Source organism: Corynebacterium sp. LK10, from assembly GCF_008042455.1.
Taxonomy (GTDB): Bacteria; Actinomycetota; Actinomycetes; order Mycobacteriales; family Mycobacteriaceae; genus Corynebacterium; species Corynebacterium jeikeium_D.
In genome coordinates this window covers 131,278-147,495 of record NZ_NOVT01000017.1, presented here as the reverse complement: position 1 = coordinate 147,495, position 16,218 = coordinate 131,278, and the positions used below count along the sequence as shown (strand labels likewise).

19 protein-coding genes and 2 pseudogenes are annotated in these 16,218 nt (G+C 58.1%); 1 reads left to right on the top strand and 20 read right to left on the bottom strand.

Annotation, left to right across the window (positions count from 1 at the left end):
• From CHU70_RS06125 to CHU70_RS06115, 3 genes and pseudogenes are all read right to left on the bottom strand, one after another.
• Entirely contained in the window at positions 1 to 828 is an 828-nt protein-coding gene (locus CHU70_RS06125) for a formate/nitrite transporter family protein (protein WP_222865514.1), read from the bottom strand.
• A gap of 116 nt (positions 829 to 944) precedes the next feature.
• A pseudogene (locus tag CHU70_RS06120) lies at positions 945 to 1,361 on the bottom strand (PTS glucose transporter subunit IIA); the annotation flags it as partial.
• Positions 1,362 to 1,488: 127 nt separating this feature from the next.
• A pseudogene (locus CHU70_RS06115) lies at positions 1,489 to 1,872 on the bottom strand (glycoside hydrolase family 32 protein); the annotation flags it as partial.
• A 27-nt stretch (positions 1,873 to 1,899) separates the two neighbouring features.
• Here CHU70_RS06115 and CHU70_RS06110 point away from each other — a divergent pair.
• A complete protein-coding gene (locus CHU70_RS06110) occupies positions 1,900 to 2,796 on the top strand; it encodes a carbohydrate kinase (RefSeq protein WP_147719172.1) in 897 nt (298 codons plus the stop codon).
• Between the two features lie 20 nt (positions 2,797 to 2,816).
• Here the strand turns inward: CHU70_RS06110 and CHU70_RS06105 are convergent, their stop codons facing one another.
• The 17 genes from CHU70_RS06105 to rpsL form a co-directional block, all read right to left on the bottom strand.
• Positions 2,817 to 3,476, bottom strand: a complete 660-nt coding sequence (locus tag CHU70_RS06105) for a bifunctional 2-polyprenyl-6-hydroxyphenol methylase/3-demethylubiquinol 3-O-methyltransferase UbiG (RefSeq protein ID WP_147719173.1) — start codon at positions 3,474 to 3,476, stop codon at positions 2,817 to 2,819.
• Positions 3,477 to 3,529: 53 nt separating this feature from the next.
• A complete protein-coding gene (gene mgtE / locus CHU70_RS06100) occupies positions 3,530 to 4,879 on the bottom strand; it encodes a magnesium transporter (RefSeq protein WP_069359389.1) in 1,350 nt (449 codons plus the stop codon).
• 201 nt (positions 4,880 to 5,080) lie between these two features.
• On the bottom strand, positions 5,081 to 5,359 hold the full coding sequence (gene rpsQ / locus CHU70_RS06095; protein WP_042388398.1) for a 30S ribosomal protein S17: 279 nt from the start codon (positions 5,357 to 5,359) through the stop codon (positions 5,081 to 5,083).
• Positions 5,356 to 5,592: a 50S ribosomal protein L29 gene (gene rpmC / locus CHU70_RS06090; protein ID WP_005509851.1), complete on the bottom strand. Its 237-nt coding sequence runs from the start codon at positions 5,590 to 5,592 to the stop codon at positions 5,356 to 5,358. The genes rpsQ and rpmC overlap by 4 nt, the downstream gene beginning before the upstream one ends.
• Positions 5,592 to 6,008 (bottom strand): 50S ribosomal protein L16, encoded by a 417-nt coding sequence (rplP, locus tag CHU70_RS06085; RefSeq protein ID WP_016422059.1) that lies wholly within the window; start codon positions 6,006 to 6,008, stop codon positions 5,592 to 5,594. The genes rpmC and rplP overlap by 1 nt, the downstream gene beginning before the upstream one ends.
• A 3-nt stretch (positions 6,009 to 6,011) precedes the next feature.
• Positions 6,012 to 6,752 (bottom strand): 30S ribosomal protein S3, encoded by a 741-nt coding sequence (rpsC, locus tag CHU70_RS06080; protein ID WP_016422058.1) that lies wholly within the window; start codon positions 6,750 to 6,752, stop codon positions 6,012 to 6,014.
• Positions 6,752 to 7,114 carry a 50S ribosomal protein L22 gene (gene rplV / locus CHU70_RS06075; protein WP_005509775.1) on the bottom strand — a complete coding sequence of 121 codons (363 nt, stop codon included), beginning with the start codon at positions 7,112 to 7,114 and terminating at the stop codon, positions 6,752 to 6,754. Before rplV ends, rpsC begins: the two co-directional genes overlap by 1 nt.
• Positions 7,115 to 7,117: 3 nt before the next feature.
• Positions 7,118 to 7,396 (bottom strand): 30S ribosomal protein S19, encoded by a 279-nt coding sequence (rpsS, locus tag CHU70_RS06070; protein ID WP_005509882.1) that lies wholly within the window; start codon positions 7,394 to 7,396, stop codon positions 7,118 to 7,120.
• A gap of 14 nt (positions 7,397 to 7,410) precedes the next feature.
• Positions 7,411 to 8,253 (bottom strand): 50S ribosomal protein L2, encoded by an 843-nt coding sequence (gene rplB, locus CHU70_RS06065; protein ID WP_016422056.1) that lies wholly within the window; start codon positions 8,251 to 8,253, stop codon positions 7,411 to 7,413.
• A gap of 37 nt (positions 8,254 to 8,290) precedes the next feature.
• Complete coding sequence (rplW, locus tag CHU70_RS06060) at positions 8,291 to 8,596, bottom strand: 50S ribosomal protein L23 (RefSeq protein ID WP_005509869.1); 306 nt, start codon at positions 8,594 to 8,596, stop codon at positions 8,291 to 8,293.
• A complete protein-coding gene (gene rplD, locus CHU70_RS06055; RefSeq protein ID WP_016422055.1) occupies positions 8,596 to 9,243 on the bottom strand; it encodes a 50S ribosomal protein L4 in 648 nt (215 codons plus the stop codon). The genes rplW and rplD overlap by 1 nt, the downstream gene beginning before the upstream one ends.
• On the bottom strand, positions 9,240 to 9,896 hold the full coding sequence (rplC, locus tag CHU70_RS06050) for a 50S ribosomal protein L3 (RefSeq protein ID WP_005509762.1): 657 nt from the start codon (positions 9,894 to 9,896) through the stop codon (positions 9,240 to 9,242). The genes rplD and rplC overlap by 4 nt, the downstream gene beginning before the upstream one ends.
• Before the next feature lie 31 nt (positions 9,897 to 9,927).
• Positions 9,928 to 10,233 carry a 30S ribosomal protein S10 gene (gene rpsJ / locus CHU70_RS06045; protein WP_003938093.1) on the bottom strand — a complete coding sequence of 102 codons (306 nt, stop codon included), beginning with the start codon at positions 10,231 to 10,233 and terminating at the stop codon, positions 9,928 to 9,930.
• Between the two features lie 669 nt (positions 10,234 to 10,902).
• A complete protein-coding gene (tuf, locus tag CHU70_RS06040; protein WP_049170037.1) occupies positions 10,903 to 12,093 on the bottom strand; it encodes an elongation factor Tu in 1,191 nt (396 codons plus the stop codon).
• Positions 12,094 to 12,595: 502 nt separating this feature from the next.
• Positions 12,596 to 14,728 (bottom strand): elongation factor G, encoded by a 2,133-nt coding sequence (fusA, locus tag CHU70_RS06035; protein ID WP_016422053.1) that lies wholly within the window; start codon positions 14,726 to 14,728, stop codon positions 12,596 to 12,598.
• A 299-nt stretch (positions 14,729 to 15,027) separates the two neighbouring features.
• Positions 15,028 to 15,498, bottom strand: a complete 471-nt coding sequence (gene rpsG, locus CHU70_RS06030) for a 30S ribosomal protein S7 (RefSeq protein ID WP_016422052.1) — start codon at positions 15,496 to 15,498, stop codon at positions 15,028 to 15,030.
• Positions 15,499 to 15,501: 3 nt separating this feature from the next.
• Positions 15,502 to 15,873: a 30S ribosomal protein S12 gene (gene rpsL / locus CHU70_RS06025; RefSeq protein ID WP_005509887.1), complete on the bottom strand. Its 372-nt coding sequence runs from the start codon at positions 15,871 to 15,873 to the stop codon at positions 15,502 to 15,504.
• Between the last annotated feature and the right edge of the window lie 345 nt (positions 15,874 to 16,218).

Below are 16,218 nucleotides of genomic sequence, written 5' to 3'. Positions count from 1 at the left end.
CTAGTCAACATAGCTGGTCTTCGTCTGGTTCAACCAGGCGTAGACCGCGCCGATTCCCAGGCCACCACCTACGAAGTTGCCCAGCCACACGGCCACCCAGTTAACAGTAATGTGCAGACCATCGAAGCCTGCAGGATGCGGATCAGCGAAAAAGGCCAAGGAAAACAACGAGAAGTTCGCAATCACGTGCTCGAGTCCGAGCCCGACGAACACTGCAATGATCGGCAGAATCACAGCGAACTTCGAAATGATTTCTTTGGCTTGAAGTGCACCTAGGACAGCCATATTGACCACGAAGTTCGCACCCATGGCCTCTACGAAAGCGCCGAAGAACGGCTTGGCCAGCTTCCCCTCAGCCAAGGTGGAAATCAGATGTGTGTCATCAATCCCACCGAGCTTGGCGCTCTGGCTGAGCACCAGCGCCACAATCGCCGCACCGATGAAGTTGTAGAACGTAGCGACGGCCACCATTCGAAAGGCCACTCCCCACGCCATGCGTCCGCGTGCGGCGGACCAGGACACAAACATCATGCTGCCGGTCGCAAGCTCCGCACCGAGCACCACAATGGCGAACAGCCCAAGCCCGAACAGGCACGCAAAAACCAGTCCCCCAGTCCCCGGCGCGACGCCCTCTGCCACTTGTCCAGCGACCGCTGCAAAGGCCGTCCCGAGCGTCAGGTACATACCCGCCAGGACCGCTCGCACGGCAAATCGTCCGTAGTCCTGCGTCAACAGTTCCTGTTTCTTGTCGCCAGCCGTATCCAGCGTTTCGTATAGCGTCACCGCCGAAGCCTTTCCCTGCGTGCCGTTAATTGCAGTTATTCGCATAAAAGAATAACGACAGGCTGACGCGGAATCGCAACCGCTTTACGACGGTCACAGCGCCCTACCCCCCTTAGGCGCTGCAACCTGGAACTGCGATTCACCGTCGAAGAGAGGCAGATTTACTTCTTTTCTCCGGTACCAGCAGGTGCAGCAGCAGTTTCTGACTTCGGCTCGTCCTTAATCTTTGGGTCGACCGTCAAAAGCGGTGCCCCGAACGAAATTGGCTGGCCATCGCGGAAGCCTTCAGCCGGCAGCACAGGGCCGGTCTTCTTTGAGTTGGAAATAACGACAGGCGTAGTTACCGGGTATCCAGCAGCCTTGATTGCGTCGATATCGAACTCAGCCAAAGTATCACCCTGCTGAACTTCGTCGCCCTTATTGACCAAGGAAGTGAAGTGCTCACCCTTCAAGTTCACGGTGTCAAAACCGATATGCATGAGGATGTCCACCTTGTTGCCCTCGGCATCGAAGCCGCGCATGGCGTAGGCGTGCTTTGTTGGGAAGGTCACCATGACCTTTCCTGAAACTGGACCAATGGCGGCAAAGGTGATGAAACCAGTGATGAGCAACGTCAACAGTGGTGTCAGCATGAAGTCGACAGTGCCCTTGAGACGCTTATGGAAGAACTTCTCAATCGTTGCGAGAATCCATGAGATAACCAGAATCGGCAAGATGAATCCCACCCTCTGGGGCGGAGGCGTCAAGCGCGCGCACCCGATTCTGCGACGGAATGCGGCGCCCGTCTGCCTTCAGATTGCCGGTATAGAAGAGCCACACATCATCGCCATCTACAACCGCGCTGCCCGAATAACAACCATGCTTGTCATAGGGCATGCCTGGATACAGCGCATCGGGGTGATGACGCCACCGCTCGGCTGTCGTGAGCGACGCGGACGCATGCCCCCACCCAGTTCTCTTCGGCGCATGTGGAAAGCATGGATCATGCTGGTAGAACACATGCAGTGTCTCGCCGTCCACGAAGAGGCCATTCGGGTCATTCAGTCGGCCCTGTGGCGGTGACAGATGGTAATTCGACCGATAGGTCATACCCCTCCCCCCGATATTATTGAAGTCATGGCTATTTGTGTTTGCGGCGAAGGTCTGGTTGACCTCGTTCCGGTATCTCCTGGCAGCCTCAATAACCACGTGCCGGCGCTAGGCGGAGGCCCCTACAACGTCGCGGTTACGGCCTCTCGCCTCGGTGCGGATGTTATTTTCCAGTCCCGCCTGTCTACAGATGGATTCGGAAATGAGCTGGTCAAGCACTTGGAAAACGAAGGGGTCGACACCTCTTACGTTCAGCGTGGCCCAGAGCCGACCATTCTGGCGGTAACCACCATCCACGACGATCGCTCTGCAACGTACACCTTTTACACCGACGGCACGGCCACCCCACTTGTGGAGCCGGAGCTCATCGATGCGAATATCGCATGTTTTGGCACGCTGTCGCTGGCGCTGGAACCGGGTGCCAGCCGGTACGCGGAATTGCTCAAACAGTTCGCGGCCAATGGCACCCTGGTCGCTTTGGATCCAAATATTCGCCCCATTTACGCAACGGATGCACACCGCGAATTCCTCATGAGCTTGCTCCCCTACGTCAATTTGTTGAAGCTCTCGGACGAGGAAGTCGAGTTCCTTGGCGAAGAGGCGCTGACTAAAGTTCCGGCCGCCGTCATCACCCGAGGTGGCGATGGGCTCACTTTGCTTGCCGACGGAAACCGCATCGATGTCCCAGCCGTCAACGCGAATGTCGTTGACACCATCGGTGCTGGGGACACAATTATGGGCGCACTTTTGGCGCAAATTGAGGAACGAGGTCTGACGGCAGCTGACCTGACTTCCGTATCACCAGATCAGTGGCGCGAGATTCTGCACTATGCGGCCGCCGCGGCTGCCATCACTGTGTCCCGCAAGGGAGCGCAGCCGCCGACGAAAACCGAAGTCGAAGAACTCCTGGCTAAAGATTCCTAGTCCGCGCTGCTTAGCCCGCTCTATTTAGCTCGCTCAAGCACTGCAACCAGGAACTGAGACTCTTTGTCAAAGGGACGAAGATCCCACGTGGAATAACGCTGAATCACGGTGAGCCCAGCCTCCTGCGCAGTGGTTTCAAAATCGGCAAAGTCCCAACCACGGCCAGCGCCGAAGCCGATAATGGCACGACCGCTCTCCGGATTCAGCACCTCCGCGAAGCCCTGCAGTACCTTCGCGCGGTCTTCTGGCGCTACGAAAGTGAGCACATTGCCGGGGCAAATGATGACGTCGAAGGCGGATGCCGTGTCATCGTGGGGTGTGTTCTCCAGCCCGTCGTCAAGCACATGCGGCAATTGCGCCAAGTCCCCTACCAACCACGTCGCATCCGGGAACTGTCGCTTTGCCTCGTCGATGAGATAGGGGTCGACATCGACACCGACGACTCGATGACTAGCCTTCGCCAGGTAACCGCCGACGCGCCCCTGCCCACAGCCGGCATCCAGGATTCGAGCGTGGCGTGGCGCCATTGCATCCACCAACCGCGCCTCGCCGTCAATATCGCGGCCCTCGCGCACGAATCCCCGCCAGCGGTTGGCGTAGCGGCGGGAATGCTGCGGATCGGCGGCGATAATTTCTTTCCAAGTGCGGTGATTGTGGGTGCCATTGCTCATGGCCACCATTATGGCGCAGTTGGTCTCTTTTCTATACCGCCGACGTCCCCTGCGCGACGGGACTAGATTCCCAATACTGACTTAGCGATCAGGAAGTAGATGATCAGACCGGAGGCATCGACGAGAGTTGTAATGAACGGGTTAGCGAAGACGGCTGGGTCAATGCCGAACTTCTTACCAATCAGCGGCATGATGCCACCGACAGTTGCCGCGAGAGTACAAATACCCAGCAGCGTCAGACCAATCACTAGGCCGATGTCCCAGCCGTAAACCAAGCCAGCCAATAGCAGGCCGAGAGTACCAAGCAATAAACCGAGGAAGGCACCGACTCTCACCTCGCGGAGAATGACTTTGAATATATCGCGGGGTTGGACATCCCCCAGCGCCAACGCACGCGTAATCGTGGTTGCTGCCTGGTTACCGGTATTGCCACCTGTACCGATCAGCAGCGGCACAAATACCGAGAGAACCACCATCTGAGAAAGAGTCTCTTCGAAAGTTTCCAGGACTTGCACGGTCAATGTTGCACCGATAGCAAGCACGAGCAGCCACACCACACGAGAGCGAACAATCTCGAAAATGGGCGTCGCGAGATAGGGCAAGCGCAGAGGCTCAGAACCGGAAATACGAGCTTGGTCCTCGGAGTCTGCCTCTTCCAGAATCCGGAGGGCGTCGTCGACCGTGAGCAGACCGATAACACGCTGCTCGCTGTCGACAATCGGCAGAGCTAGGCGCTTACGATCAGCGCACATGCGGGCTACCTTCTCTTCGGATTCGGTCGCCTCTGCGTAATCGGCCTTCCGCAAAATCGCCGCAACATGGATATCACTGCTGGCGCGCATCAGTTCACGAAGGCTAACCACGCCCACCAGCCGACGGTTCCGGTTCGACACCGGCAGCGTGTAGATGGATTCGGCATCATCCAGATGCTTGTAGACGGTCTCCAGAGCCTCCCCCACCGTCATATCGTCGTGAAGCGACACCAGCTCCGGGCTCATCCGACGCCCAATGGAACCATCGGGGTAACCGAGGACGATGTTGGTTAGCTCTCGCTCGTCATCCGGCAGATCGGCAAGCAGTTTTGCAGCGACAGACGCAGGAAGCTCGTCGAGCAGCTCTGCTCGATCGTCCGGTTCCATCTCCGCGAAAACTGCGGTGACTTCAGGATCACGGAGACTGTCAATCAGGTGCGCCTGCAGAGCCGAGTTCAGCTCATCGAAGGTTTCAACCGCCGTGTCTTTCGGCAGTGTGCGGTAGAACAGCGCACGTTCCCCATGGCTGAGGCGGCGCATCTTTCGAGCGGCAGCCTTGGGCTCAATATCAGTTAAGAGCCGCGACAGCGTAGCCACGTCATGTGAGCGAAGCGCGGACTCGAGATCTCGATCATCAATCCTGGTCACGTCAGTAGTCACCGAACTTCTCCCCTCACAAAGCACAAATCCTGGCCAATGCTATCAGAGATAAAAACCCATCAAACCTGGACTGAGAGGACTAGAAATACGAAGGAACATGGCTTTCTAAAAAAACAAAACCCCGCCACAGAAAACACTTTCGTGTTTCCCGCGGCGGGGTTCTCGTCGTAAAGCCCAAGCTGATTGCTCAGCTGACGGGTCTTACTTAGCCTTCTCGATGATCTCGATCAGGCGGTAGTGCTTGTCCTTGGAGAGCGGACGGCACTCTTCGATGCGGACGCGGTCGCCCACGCCAGCCTCTTCGTTCTCGTCATGCGCCTTGACCTTAGAGTTCGTGCGCATGATCTTGCCGTACAGGGCGTGCTGCTTGCGGTCCTCGAGCTCGACGACGATGGTCTTCTGCATCTTGTCGGACACGACGTAACCGGTGCGCACCTTGCGTGCGCCAGCCTCGGTGGTGTTCATGTTTTCCTCACTCATGCTGCATCACCATCGGTTGGTGCAGCAGACAGGCCGAGCTCGCGCTCACGCATAACGGTGTAAATGCGAGCAATATCCTTGCGGACAGTGCGGAGACGGCGGTTGTTGGTCAGCTGACCGGTAGCGCTCTGGAAACGGAGGTTGAACAGCTCCTCCTTAGACTCCTTGAGCTTGGCAACCAGGTCATCGTTATCCAGCGAGCGAAGCTCGTGGGCGGGAATGCCGTTCGACATCAGTACTGATCCTCCTTCCGAACGATTCGGGTCTTAATCGGCAGCTTAGCGCCTGCGCGCTTCAGTGCCTCGACAGCAGTTGCCTCGTCCGGGTAGGACATCTCGAACATGATGCGACCCGGCTTGACGTTTGCAACCCACTTCTCGACCGGGCCCTTACCGGAACCCATACGAACACCCAGTGGCTTCTGGGTCAGCGGACGGTCCGGGAAAATCTGGATCCAGACCTTACCACCACGCTTGACGTGGCGGTTGATAGCAATACGCGCTGCCTCAATCTGACGGTTGGTGATGTAGGCCGGCTCGAGAGCCTGGAGACCGTAGTCACCGAAAGTCACCTTGTTGCCGCCCTTGGACATACCAGAACGGGTCGGGCGGTGCTGGCGACGGAACTTAACGCGCTTCGGGATGAGCATGAATTAGCCCTCCTTCTTCTCAGATGCACGCTGACGACGCTTGCCACCACGACGCGGACGGTCGTTGCCGCGACGCTGGCGGTCGTTGCCGGCGTTGATCTCGGACTCGCGACGGCCACCGATCACGTCACCCTTGTAGATCCACACCTTGACGCCAATGCGGCCGAAGGTGGTGTGAGCCTCGTGGGTGCCGTAGTCGATTTCCGCACGCAGGGTGTGCAGCGGAACGCGACCCTCGTGGTAGCGCTCGGTGCGGCCCATCTCGGCACCGCCGAGACGACCGGAGCAGACAACCTTGATGCCCTTGACGTGCGGCTGACGCATTGCAGACTGGATAGCCTTGCGCATTGCACGACGGAAAGCGACACGGTTGGCGAGCTGCTCAGCGATGGACTGAGCAACCAGCTTCGCATCCGCGTCAATGTTCTTGACCTCGAGGATGTTCAGCTGAACCTGCTTGCCGGTGAGCTTCTCGAGCTGGCCGCGGATGCGGTCAGCCTCGGAGCCACGACGACCGATAACAATGCCCGGGCGTGCGGTGTGGATGTCCACACGCACGCGGTCACGGGTGCGCTCGATAACGACATCGGAGATGCCGGCGCGCTCAAGACCGGTGGACAGCAGATCGCGGATCTTGATGTCCTCGGCCAGGTAGTCAGCGTACTGCTTGTCGGCGTACCAGCGGGACTTCCAGTCGCTGGAAATACCGAGGCGAAGACCGTGTGGATGGATCTTCTGTCCCACTATCGGTCACCTTCCTTCTGGCTCTCGACGACCACGGTGATGTGGCTGGTGCGCTTGCGGACGTGGAAAGCACGGCCCTGCGCACGCGGGCGGAAGCGCTTCATGGTCGGTCCCTCGTTGGCGTAAGCCTCGGAGATGACCAGAGTACGACGGTCCAGGCCGAAGTTGTTCTCAGCGTTTGCAGCTGCAGACGCAACAACCTTGGCAACCGGATCAGCAGCACCCTGCGGAGCGTACTCCAGGATGTTCAGTGCCTCGTCGACGGACTTACCGCGAACGGTGTCCAGGACGCGACGTGCCTTCATCGGAGTAACGCGGACGAAGCGCGCAGTTGCGCGTGCAGAAGTAATGTCGTTGCTCATGGCTTATCGACGTCCCTTCTTGTCATCCTTGACGTGACCCTTGAAGGTCTTGGTCGGGGCGAATTCGCCCAGCTTGTGGCCGACCATAGAGTCATCCACGAACACCGGCACGTGCTTGCGACCGTCGTGAACGGCGAAGGTGTGGCCGATGAAATCGGGGAGAATCGTGGAGCGGCGAGACCAGGTCTTAATGACCTGCTTGGTGCCCTTCTCGTTCTGTGCATCGACCTTCGCGAGGAGGTGCTCATCGACGAACGGGCCCTTCTTAAGGCTGCGTGGCATTCTCAGTTCCCTCCTTAGCGCTTCTTATTCTTGTTGGTACGACGGCGACGAACGATCAGCTGGTCGCTTGGACGGTTCGGCTTACGGGTGCGGCCTTCCTTCTGGCCCCACGGGGAAACCGGGTGGCGACCACCGGAGGTCTTACCCTCACCACCACCGTGCGGGTGGTCGACCGGGTTCATGACAACACCGCGGACAGTCGGGCGCCAGCCCTTCCAGCGCATACGGCCGGCCTTGCCCCAACGGATGTTGATCTGATCCTGGTTTCCGACCTCACCGACGGTTGCACGGCAACGTGCGTCGACGCGACGGATCTCAGAGGACGGCATACGCAGAACTGCGTACTTGCCTTCCTTACCGAGAAGCTGAATAGAAGCACCAGCAGAACGTGCCAGCTGTGCACCAGCGCCTGGCTTGAGCTCCACGCAGTGAATAGTGGAACCGGTCGGGATGTTGCGCAGCGGCAGGTTGTTACCAACCTTGATGTCGGCATTAGCGCCGGACTCAACGATGGCACCCTGCTTCAGGTTCTTCGGAGCGATGATGTAGCGCTTCTCACCGTCTGCATAGTGCAGCAGTGCGATGTTGGCGGTACGGTTCGGGTCGTACTCGATGTGAGCGACCTTTGCCGGAATGCCGTCCTTGTCATTACGACGGAAGTCGATGACACGGTACTGGCGCTTGTGTCCGCCACCCTTGTGGCGAGTGGTGATGTGACCGTGAACGTTACGGCCACCAGTCTTCGACAGCGGGCGCAGCAGAGACTTCTCAGGAGTCGAGCGAGTAATCTCGCTGAACTCGGAGACGGAGCTCTGGCGGCGACCCGGCGTAGTCGGCTTGTACTTACGAATAGCCATACTTTTGCTCTTCCTTAACTTCCTCGTCGGCTAGCGGCTAAGCTGCCGAACCGCCGAAGATGTCGATGGGATCGCTGCCGGCCGCGAGAGTCACGTAGGCGCGCTTGGTGTTCTTGCGCTTGCCGTAGCCGGTGCGGGAACGCTTGCGCTTGCCCTCACGGTTGAGGGTGTTGACGGAAGCGACCTTGGCACCGAAAATCTCCTGGACCGCGATCTTGATCTGGGTCTTGTTAGCGTCGGTGTGGACCAGGAACGTGTAAACGCCCTGCTCCATGAGTCCGTAGGACTTCTCAGACACTACCGGTGCAACAATGATGTCGCGGGGATCTGCGATGGTAGCCATTACTTCTCCTCCTTACCGGCGGTGCGAGTGATGAAGTCATTGAGTGCCTGAACGGCGAAGATGACGTCATCGGCCTTCAGAACATCGTAGGTGTTCAGCTGATCCTCAGACAGGATGTGGACACCTGGCAGGTTACGAACCGACTTCCACGAGTTGACGTCCTCGCGCGGCAGAACGACGAGCACGTTGCGGCGCTCAGTCAGACGCTCGACAAAAGTACGAGCTGCCTTGGTGGACGGGGTCTGGCCTGGGACCAGTTCCTCGACAACGTGGATGCGGTCGTGGCGAGCACGGTCAGAGAGTGCGCCGCGCAGAGCAGCTGCAATCATCTTCTTCGGGGTGCGCTGGCTGTAATCGCGAGGCACCGGGCCGTGGACAACGCCACCGCCGGTCCAGTGCGGAGCACGGATCGAACCCTGACGAGCGCGACCGGTACCCTTCTGGCGCCACGGCTTGCGGCCACCGCCGCGAACCTCACCGCGGGTCTTGACCTTGTGGGTGCCCTGGCGAGCTGCTGCACGCTGCGCGACAACAACCTGGTGCATCAGGGCGATGGACACCTCCGCGTCGAACACGGAAGCAGGAAGCTCAACCGAACCGTTCACGCCGCCTTCAGCGGTGTGTACGTCTAGCTTGAGGTTGGTCATGCGTGAGCACCACCCTTCGTGGCAGTCTTAACAACCAGCAGGCCGCCGCGTGCACCCGGAACTGCGCCCTTGATGAGCAGCAGGTTCGCGTCAGCGTCAACCTTCTGGATCTTCAGGTTCTGGGTCGTGACCCGGTCGTTACCCATGCGGCCTGCCATGCGCTTGCCCTTGAAGACGCGTCCTGGCGTGGCGCAAGCGCCAATGCCACCAACACGACGGTGAGCAGCCTGGTTACCGTGAGCGGCACCCTGGCCAGCAAAGCCGTGGCGCTTCATACCACCGGCGAAGCCGTGGCCCTTAGAGGTACCAGTGACGTCGACGTACTCAATTTCGCCGAAAATGTCGACACCAACGGACTGGCCGACCTCGTAAGAGGAAGCGTCCGGGGTGCGAATCTCAACGCTGTGGCGACGCGGGGTCACACCGGCCTTCTTGAAGTGGCCGGCCTCCGGCTTGTTGACCTTACGCGGGTCAATTTCGCCGTATGCAATCTGGACGGCGTCGTAGCCGTCGGTTTCCTTAGTGCGCACCTGAGTCACTACGCACGGCCCAGCCTCAACGACGGTAACCGGAACAACGCGGTTCTCCTCGTCGAAGATCTGAGTCATACCGAGCTTCGTGCCCAGGATGCCCTTGATCTCGTTTTCACTCATTTATCTTGTCTCCGCTACCAAAAGTCCAGGATCACTGAATGTTCACATCGACACTTGCCGGAAGGTCAATGCGCATAAGTGCATCGACGGTCTTCGGCGTTGGATCGAGAATGTCGATCAGACGCTTGTGAGTGCGCATCTCGAAGTGCTCGCGCGAGTCCTTGTACTTGTGCGGCGAACGGATAACGCAGTAAACGTTCTTTTCGGTTGGCAACGGCACCGGGCCAACGACGCGTGCACCCGTACGGGTAACGGTCTCCACGATCTTTCGCGCAGAAGCGTCGATAGCCTCGTGGTCGTAGGCCTTGAGCCTGATGCGGATCTTCTGTCCGGCCACGCTTGTCCTCTCCTCGGTCGGCGCGCCCCAATTAAAGGGGCGTCGACCCTGTCAATGTTTCTCGACGCCGTCAGCAACTATGGCCAGCGCCAGAAATCAAAACTGGGTTGTGCATTACTTCAAAGCGATTTCGTCTTCGATCGTCATGGCAAATTAACTTATGGCCATGACCCGAGCGGACGAATAACGCCTTGCACTCAAATCCCAGTGGAAAACAAGTCCCCCTCGTGGGGCTCTTCATTTGCCTACTGCCGCTGTTAATTTGCCATGCCACCTCCGACCCCCGCGGTCGGGCGTGTCGCCCGTTTTCTCCGTGAGGCACGATTGGGAAGAAACTTCCCTACGTGGTCATGCTCGCCTTACCATAGGCGCTATGTCCAATTTCGTACTGGTTCCCAGCTGGGCCTGATACAACAATTGGCGCGAACGCCTTTGTTAAAGCAACCTCCGTATTAAAGCACGTCCGGGCTACGAATGTAAAATCACGATTCCAAAGTGCAACGTACATCACACCCATTACGGCACAGTCTGCTTGACGACGGCTATTGCGCCGCCCCGCCCGGTCTAGTGTCGGCTATGTACAGATACAAAAAATCCCGACTTCCGCTTACGCGGAGTCGGGATTCTTCTAAGACTTAAGTTAAAGCATTTCCCCTATGGGGAAAAGACTTACTTAACGATCTTGGTAACGCGGCCAGCGCCGACGGTGCGGCCACCCTCGCGGATAGCGAAGCGCAGGCCCTCGTCCATTGCGACCGGCTGAATCAGCTTGACAGACATGTCAACGTTGTCGCCCGGCATGACCATCTCGACACCTTCCGGCAGGGAAACGACGCCGGTGACGTCGGTGGTGCGGAAGTAGAACTGCGGACGGTAGTTGTCGAAGAACGGGGTGTGACGGCCGCCCTCATCCTTGGACAGGATGTAGACGGAACCCTCGAACTCGGTGTGCGGGGTGTAAGCGCCCGGCTTAGCAACGATCTGACCGCGCTCGATGTCCTCACGCTTGGTACCGCGGAGCAGCAGACCACAGTTGTCGCCAGCCTCAGCGGAATCCAGCAGCTTGCGGAACATCTCGATACCGGTAACGGTGGTCTTCTGGGACTTCTCCTTGATGCCCAGAATCTCGACCTCGTCGTTAACGTTCAGAACGCCGCGCTCAACACGACCGGTAGCAACGGTGCCGCGACCGGTAATGGTGAAGATGTCCTCAATCGGCATCAGGAACGGCTTGTCGGTCTCGCGAACCGGATCCGGGATGTTCTCGTCGCAAGCTTCCATCAGCTCGAGGATGGAGTTGACCCACTTCTCTTCGCCCTCAAGAGCCTTCAGAGCGGAGATGTGGACGATCGGAGCTTCCTCGTCGTAGTCCTGCTCAGCCAGCAGCTCGCGGACCTCCATCTCGACGAGCTCGATGATCTCTTCGTCGTCGACCATGTCGCACTTGTTCAGTGCAACGAGGATGTACGGAACGCCAACCTGGCGAGCCAGCAGAACGTGCTCGCGGGTCTGCGGCATCGGGCCGTCAGTAGCAGCGACAACCAGGATTGCGCCGTCCATCTGAGCAGCACCGGTAATCATGTTCTTGATGTAGTCGGCGTGGCCCGGGGCATCGACGTGAGCGTAGTGGCGCTTCTCCGTCTGGTACTCAACGTGGGAAACGTTGATGGTAATGCCACGTTCCTTCTCTTCCGGTGCCTTATCGATGGCATCGTAAGCGAACGACTCGTTCAGGTCCGGGAACTTGTCAGCCAGAACCTTGGTGATAGCGGCGGTAGTGGTGGTCTTACCGTGGTCAACGTGACCAATGGTACCGATGTTGACGTGCGGCTTCGTACGCTCGAACTTCGCCTTTGCCACTTTTAGTCCTCCTGGAGGTCTAGGTGGCCACGACTCTCGCAGCCACAATTTTGTGGTCACTCAATCCGCCTTCACAAGCATCAGAAGCCTTGAAGCTGTTCGCTTCCGACTTCGGAACGTGCGCGCGCAAAAGAGCACTATTCTTTCACTGTGCCAGTTACTCGATACTAGGGCAGGATACTGGAGTTTTCCAAACCAGACCAACCCCCTAGTTAAGGGTGGGTAACGGCCAGCAACTCACATCGTCATTTACCTGCATAAATGCTAGATATTTGAGCTGCGATCTAAAATCGGCCAACGATATGAATTGCGAGCAGCTACCCCCTAGAGCTTGCCTGTGCTAACACACGCCAACAGTCTGACGATGTCTCAGCACAGTCAAAGCTAGAGGGAATCTACTAAAGCTGCAGACCCTCGCACTGCGTTCTCTAAAAGAGTGACAGTGCAGTGCGTGCAGGGATGGGGTCAACTCTGATTGAGTGCCCCACCCTACCGGCGTGATTTAAGCGCCGGTACGAGCTGCAATGATCTCCTCGGCCACGGAGGACGGAACCTCAGCGTAGGAGTCGAAGATCATGGTGTAGTTAGCGCGACCCTGGGTCTTGGAACGCAGGTCACCAACGTAGCCGAACATCTCGGACAGCGGAACCAGAGCCTTGACAGCCTTGACGCCGGTGCGGTCTTCCATGGAGTTGACCTGGCCACGACGGGAGTTGATGTCACCGATGACCTCACCCATGTACTCTTCCGGAGTAATGACCTCAACGGCCATCATCGGCTCGAGCAGGACCGGCTTAGCCTTCTGAACAGCTTCCTTCAGAGCCTGCTGACCAGCGATCTTGAAGGCCATTTCGGAGGAGTCAACCTCGTGGTAAGCACCGTCGAGCAGGGTTGCCTTGATGTTCACCAGCGGGTAGCCGGCGAGGGTACCGTACTGCATTGCATCCTGGATACCAGCGTCGACAGACGGGATGTACTCCTTCGGAACGCGGCCACCGGTGACCTCGTTTGCGAAGAGGTAAGTTGTGGACTCGCCTTCTTCCACCTCTTCAGCGGACGGGGAGTACGGCTCCAGAGCAATGATGACGCGGGCGAACTGACCCGAACCACCGGTCTGCTTCTTGTGGGTGTACTCGAACTTCTCGACCGGCTTGCGGATGGTCTCGCGGTAAGCAACCTGCGGGTTACCGATGTTTGCTTCGACCTTGAACTCGCGCTTCATGCGGTCAACCAGGACGTCGAGGTGGAGCTCGCCCATACCGCCGATAACGGTCTGGCCGGTTTCCTCATCCAGGTGAACGGTGAAGGTCGGGTCCTCTTCAGCCAGACGCTGAATAGCGGTACCCAGCTTCTCCTGGTCAGCCTTGGACTTTGGCTCAATAGCAACGGAGATAACCGGATCCGGGAAGGACATGGACTCCAGAACGATCGGAGCATCCTGTGCACACAGGGTGTCACCGGTGGTGGTGTCCTTCAGACCAATGAAGGCGTAGATGTTACCTGCCACTGCCTCGTCAACAGGGTTCTCCTTGTTGGCGTGCATCTGGAACAGCTTACCGACGCGCTCCTTCTTGTCCTTGGTGGAGTTCAGGACCTGCTGGCCAGGCTCCACACGACCGGAGTAAACGCGGACGAAGGTCAGCTTGCCGAAGAACGGGTGAGCAGCAATCTTGAATGCGAGAGCGGAGAACGGCTCATCCTTAGACGGCTTACGGACCATATCGACGTCCTCGTCGCCCATCTGGTGGCCGTGAACCTCACCGATGTCCAGCGGATTCGGCAGGAAGTCAATGACAGCGTCGAGCAGCGGCTCAACACCCTTGTTCTTGTACGCGGTACCACAGTAGACCGGGTAGACCTCAGAGTTGATAACCATCTTGCGGATGGCGCCCTTGATCTCGTCCATGGTCAGCTCTTCGCCACCGAAGTACTTCTCCATGAGCTCCTCGTCGGACTCAGCGACGGTCTCAATGAGCTTCTCACGGTACTCGTTAGCCTTGTCGACCATGTCCGCCGGAATCTCCTCGACCTGCGCAGGAGTACCGATCTCAACCTTGCCCGGCCACATGAGGGCCTTCATCTCCAGCAGGTCAACAACGCCGTCGAAGTCATCCTCAGCGCCAATCGGCAGCTGCATAACCAACGGCTTAGCACCGAGGCGGTCAACGATGGTGCCAACGGTGTAGTAGAAGTCAGCGCCCAGCTTGTCCATCTTGTTGACGAAGCAAATACGCGGGACATCGTACTTCTGAGCCTGACGCCAAACCTGCTCAGACTGCGGCTCGACACCTTCCTTACCGTCGAAGACTGCGACGGCACCGTCGAGCACACGCAGGGAACGCTCAACCTCAACGGTGAAGTCGACGTGGCCCGGGGTATCGATGATGTTGATCTGGTTGTCGTTCCAGAAACAGGTCACAGCAGCGGAGGTAATGGTGATACCGCGCTCCTTCTCCTGCTCCATCCAGTCGGTGGTAGCGCCACCATCGTGAGTCTCGCCGACCTTGCGGTTAATACCCGTGTAGTACAGGATGCGCTCAGTCGTAGTCGTCTTACCAGCATCGATGTGCGCCATGATGCCGATGTTGCGGACCTTGTGGAGGTCCTTCTTAACGGGAAGTGCACCTTCAGCCACTTGATTCCCCACTCGTTTCAAATCGGTTTGGCGGTGAGACTCAATTACGGGATTGCAATTGGCCGTCAAATCCGCCGTCGGTCGGGTTTGCTTTATCTATAATGCCACCGTCTTGGCGCGAAGTCGCGCCGTGACGTACACCTATTGCGTAAATTCTACGCAAGACATCGGGTGTAAGCGCCGGGCTGGCCCCTATTGAGTGACCCTTAAAGATCTGTGGACCGCGACCGACGCGCGCCGTTGACATACCGGCAGCTGCTCTACGACGGTGACCACTCGCGGCCTCCGTCGATAAGCGATTACCAGCGGTAGTGAGCGAATGCGCGGTTTGCTTCCGCCATCTTGTGAGTGTCCTCACGACGCTTGACGGATGCACCCAGGCCGTTGGATGCATCGAGAATCTCGTTAGCGAGACGCTCGGTCATGGTGTTCTCACGGCGCTGACGGGAGAACATCAGCAGCCAGCGCAGTGCCAGCGTGGTGCCACGGCCCGGACGAACCTCGACCGGGACCTGGTAGGTGGCGCCACCAACACGGCGGGAACGAACCTCAAGAGCCGGCTTGACGTTCTCGATTGCGCGCTTCAGAGTCAGCACCGGATCAGTACCGGTCTTCTCTTCGCACAGCTCAAGTGCACCGTAGACGATGCGCTCTGCAGTCGACTTCTTACCGTCGATCAGAACCTTGTTGACCAGCTGCGACACCAGAGGGGAGCCGTAGACCGGGTCGTTGACGACAGGACGCTTCTGTACTGGGCCCTTACGTGGCATGGCTTACTTCTCCTTCTTTGCGCCGTAGCGGGAACGAGCCTGCTTGCGGTCCTTGACACCCTGGGTGTCGAGGGAACCACGGACGATCTTGTAGCGGACACCCGGGAGGTCCTTAACACGACCACCGCGAACGAGCACCATGGAGTGCTCCTGCAGGTTGTGGCCCTCACCCGGAATGTAAGCCGAAACCTCGATACCAGAGGTCAGACGAACACGAGCGACCTTACGAAGAGCCGAGTTCGGCTTCTTCGGGGTGGTGGTGTAAACACGGGTGCAAACGCCGCGGCGCTGAGGGGAACCCTTCAGAGCTGCGGTTGCAACCTTAGCCTTCTTGTCATGGCGGCCCTTGCGGACCAGCTGCTGAATAGTGGGCATGAAGCCTCTTTCTGTTTTCAATCCTCGCTGGACATTCTCACGACCGATGCCAACCGCAGCGGAGTAACCACCTTCCGTGTGAATGCATCACAAGAAAAGTTATTACTCATCCAGTGGTGAGCCCATCGGTTGAACGCAAGAAATGGAGGGATTTTGAACGTGCGAAACCCAGTCAGCCGCTCTCGCTGGCCTACTGGGTAATGTCTCAAGTTCCCAATTCTTTTCTGGGATCGTTGTATAACAGTACGCGAGCTGCGGGTTTAGTCCAAACACCCTGGTAATGGCCTATAAATTTCAAGCACTTTGAGCGCTTGTGGGCTTGGTGATCAAATTTTTGGGTGTTCA

What these genes read in the sequence shown, in the direction of transcription:
- CHU70_RS06125 (WP_222865514.1), bottom strand. Translation starts at nt 828, where the DNA reads ATGCGAATAACTGCAATTAACGGCACGCAGGGAAAGGCTTCGGCGGTG.
- CHU70_RS06110 (WP_147719172.1), top strand. Translation starts at nt 1,900, where the DNA reads ATGGCTATTTGTGTTTGCGGCGAAGGTCTGGTTGACCTCGTTCCGGTA.
- CHU70_RS06105 (WP_147719173.1), bottom strand. Translation starts at nt 3,476, where the DNA reads ATGGTGGCCATGAGCAATGGCACCCACAATCACCGCACTTGGAAAGAA.
- rpsQ (WP_042388398.1), bottom strand. Translation starts at nt 5,359, where the DNA reads ATGAGTGAGGAAAACATGAACACCACCGAGGCTGGCGCACGCAAGGTG.
- rpmC (WP_005509851.1), bottom strand. Translation starts at nt 5,592, where the DNA reads ATGTCGAACGGCATTCCCGCCCACGAGCTTCGCTCGCTGGATAACGAT.
- rplP (WP_016422059.1), bottom strand. Translation starts at nt 6,008, where the DNA reads ATGCTCATCCCGAAGCGCGTTAAGTTCCGTCGCCAGCACCGCCCGACC.
- rplV (WP_005509775.1), bottom strand. Translation starts at nt 7,114, where the DNA reads ATGAGCAACGACATTACTTCTGCACGCGCAACTGCGCGCTTCGTCCGC.
- rpsS (WP_005509882.1), bottom strand. Translation starts at nt 7,396, where the DNA reads ATGCCACGCAGCCTTAAGAAGGGCCCGTTCGTCGATGAGCACCTCCTC.
- rplB (WP_016422056.1), bottom strand. Translation starts at nt 8,253, where the DNA reads ATGGCTATTCGTAAGTACAAGCCGACTACGCCGGGTCGCCGCCAGAGC.
- rplW (WP_005509869.1), bottom strand. Translation starts at nt 8,596, where the DNA reads ATGGCTACCATCGCAGATCCCCGCGACATCATTGTTGCACCGGTAGTG.
- rplD (WP_016422055.1), bottom strand. Translation starts at nt 9,243, where the DNA reads ATGACCAACCTCAAGCTAGACGTACACACCGCTGAAGGCGGCGTGAAC.
- rplC (WP_005509762.1), bottom strand. Translation starts at nt 9,896, where the DNA reads ATGAGTGAAAACGAGATCAAGGGCATCCTGGGCACGAAGCTCGGTATG.
- rpsG (WP_016422052.1), bottom strand. Translation starts at nt 15,498, where the DNA reads ATGCCACGTAAGGGCCCAGTACAGAAGCGTCCTGTCGTCAACGACCCG.
- rpsL (WP_005509887.1), bottom strand. Translation starts at nt 15,873, where the DNA reads ATGCCCACTATTCAGCAGCTGGTCCGCAAGGGCCGCCATGACAAGAAG.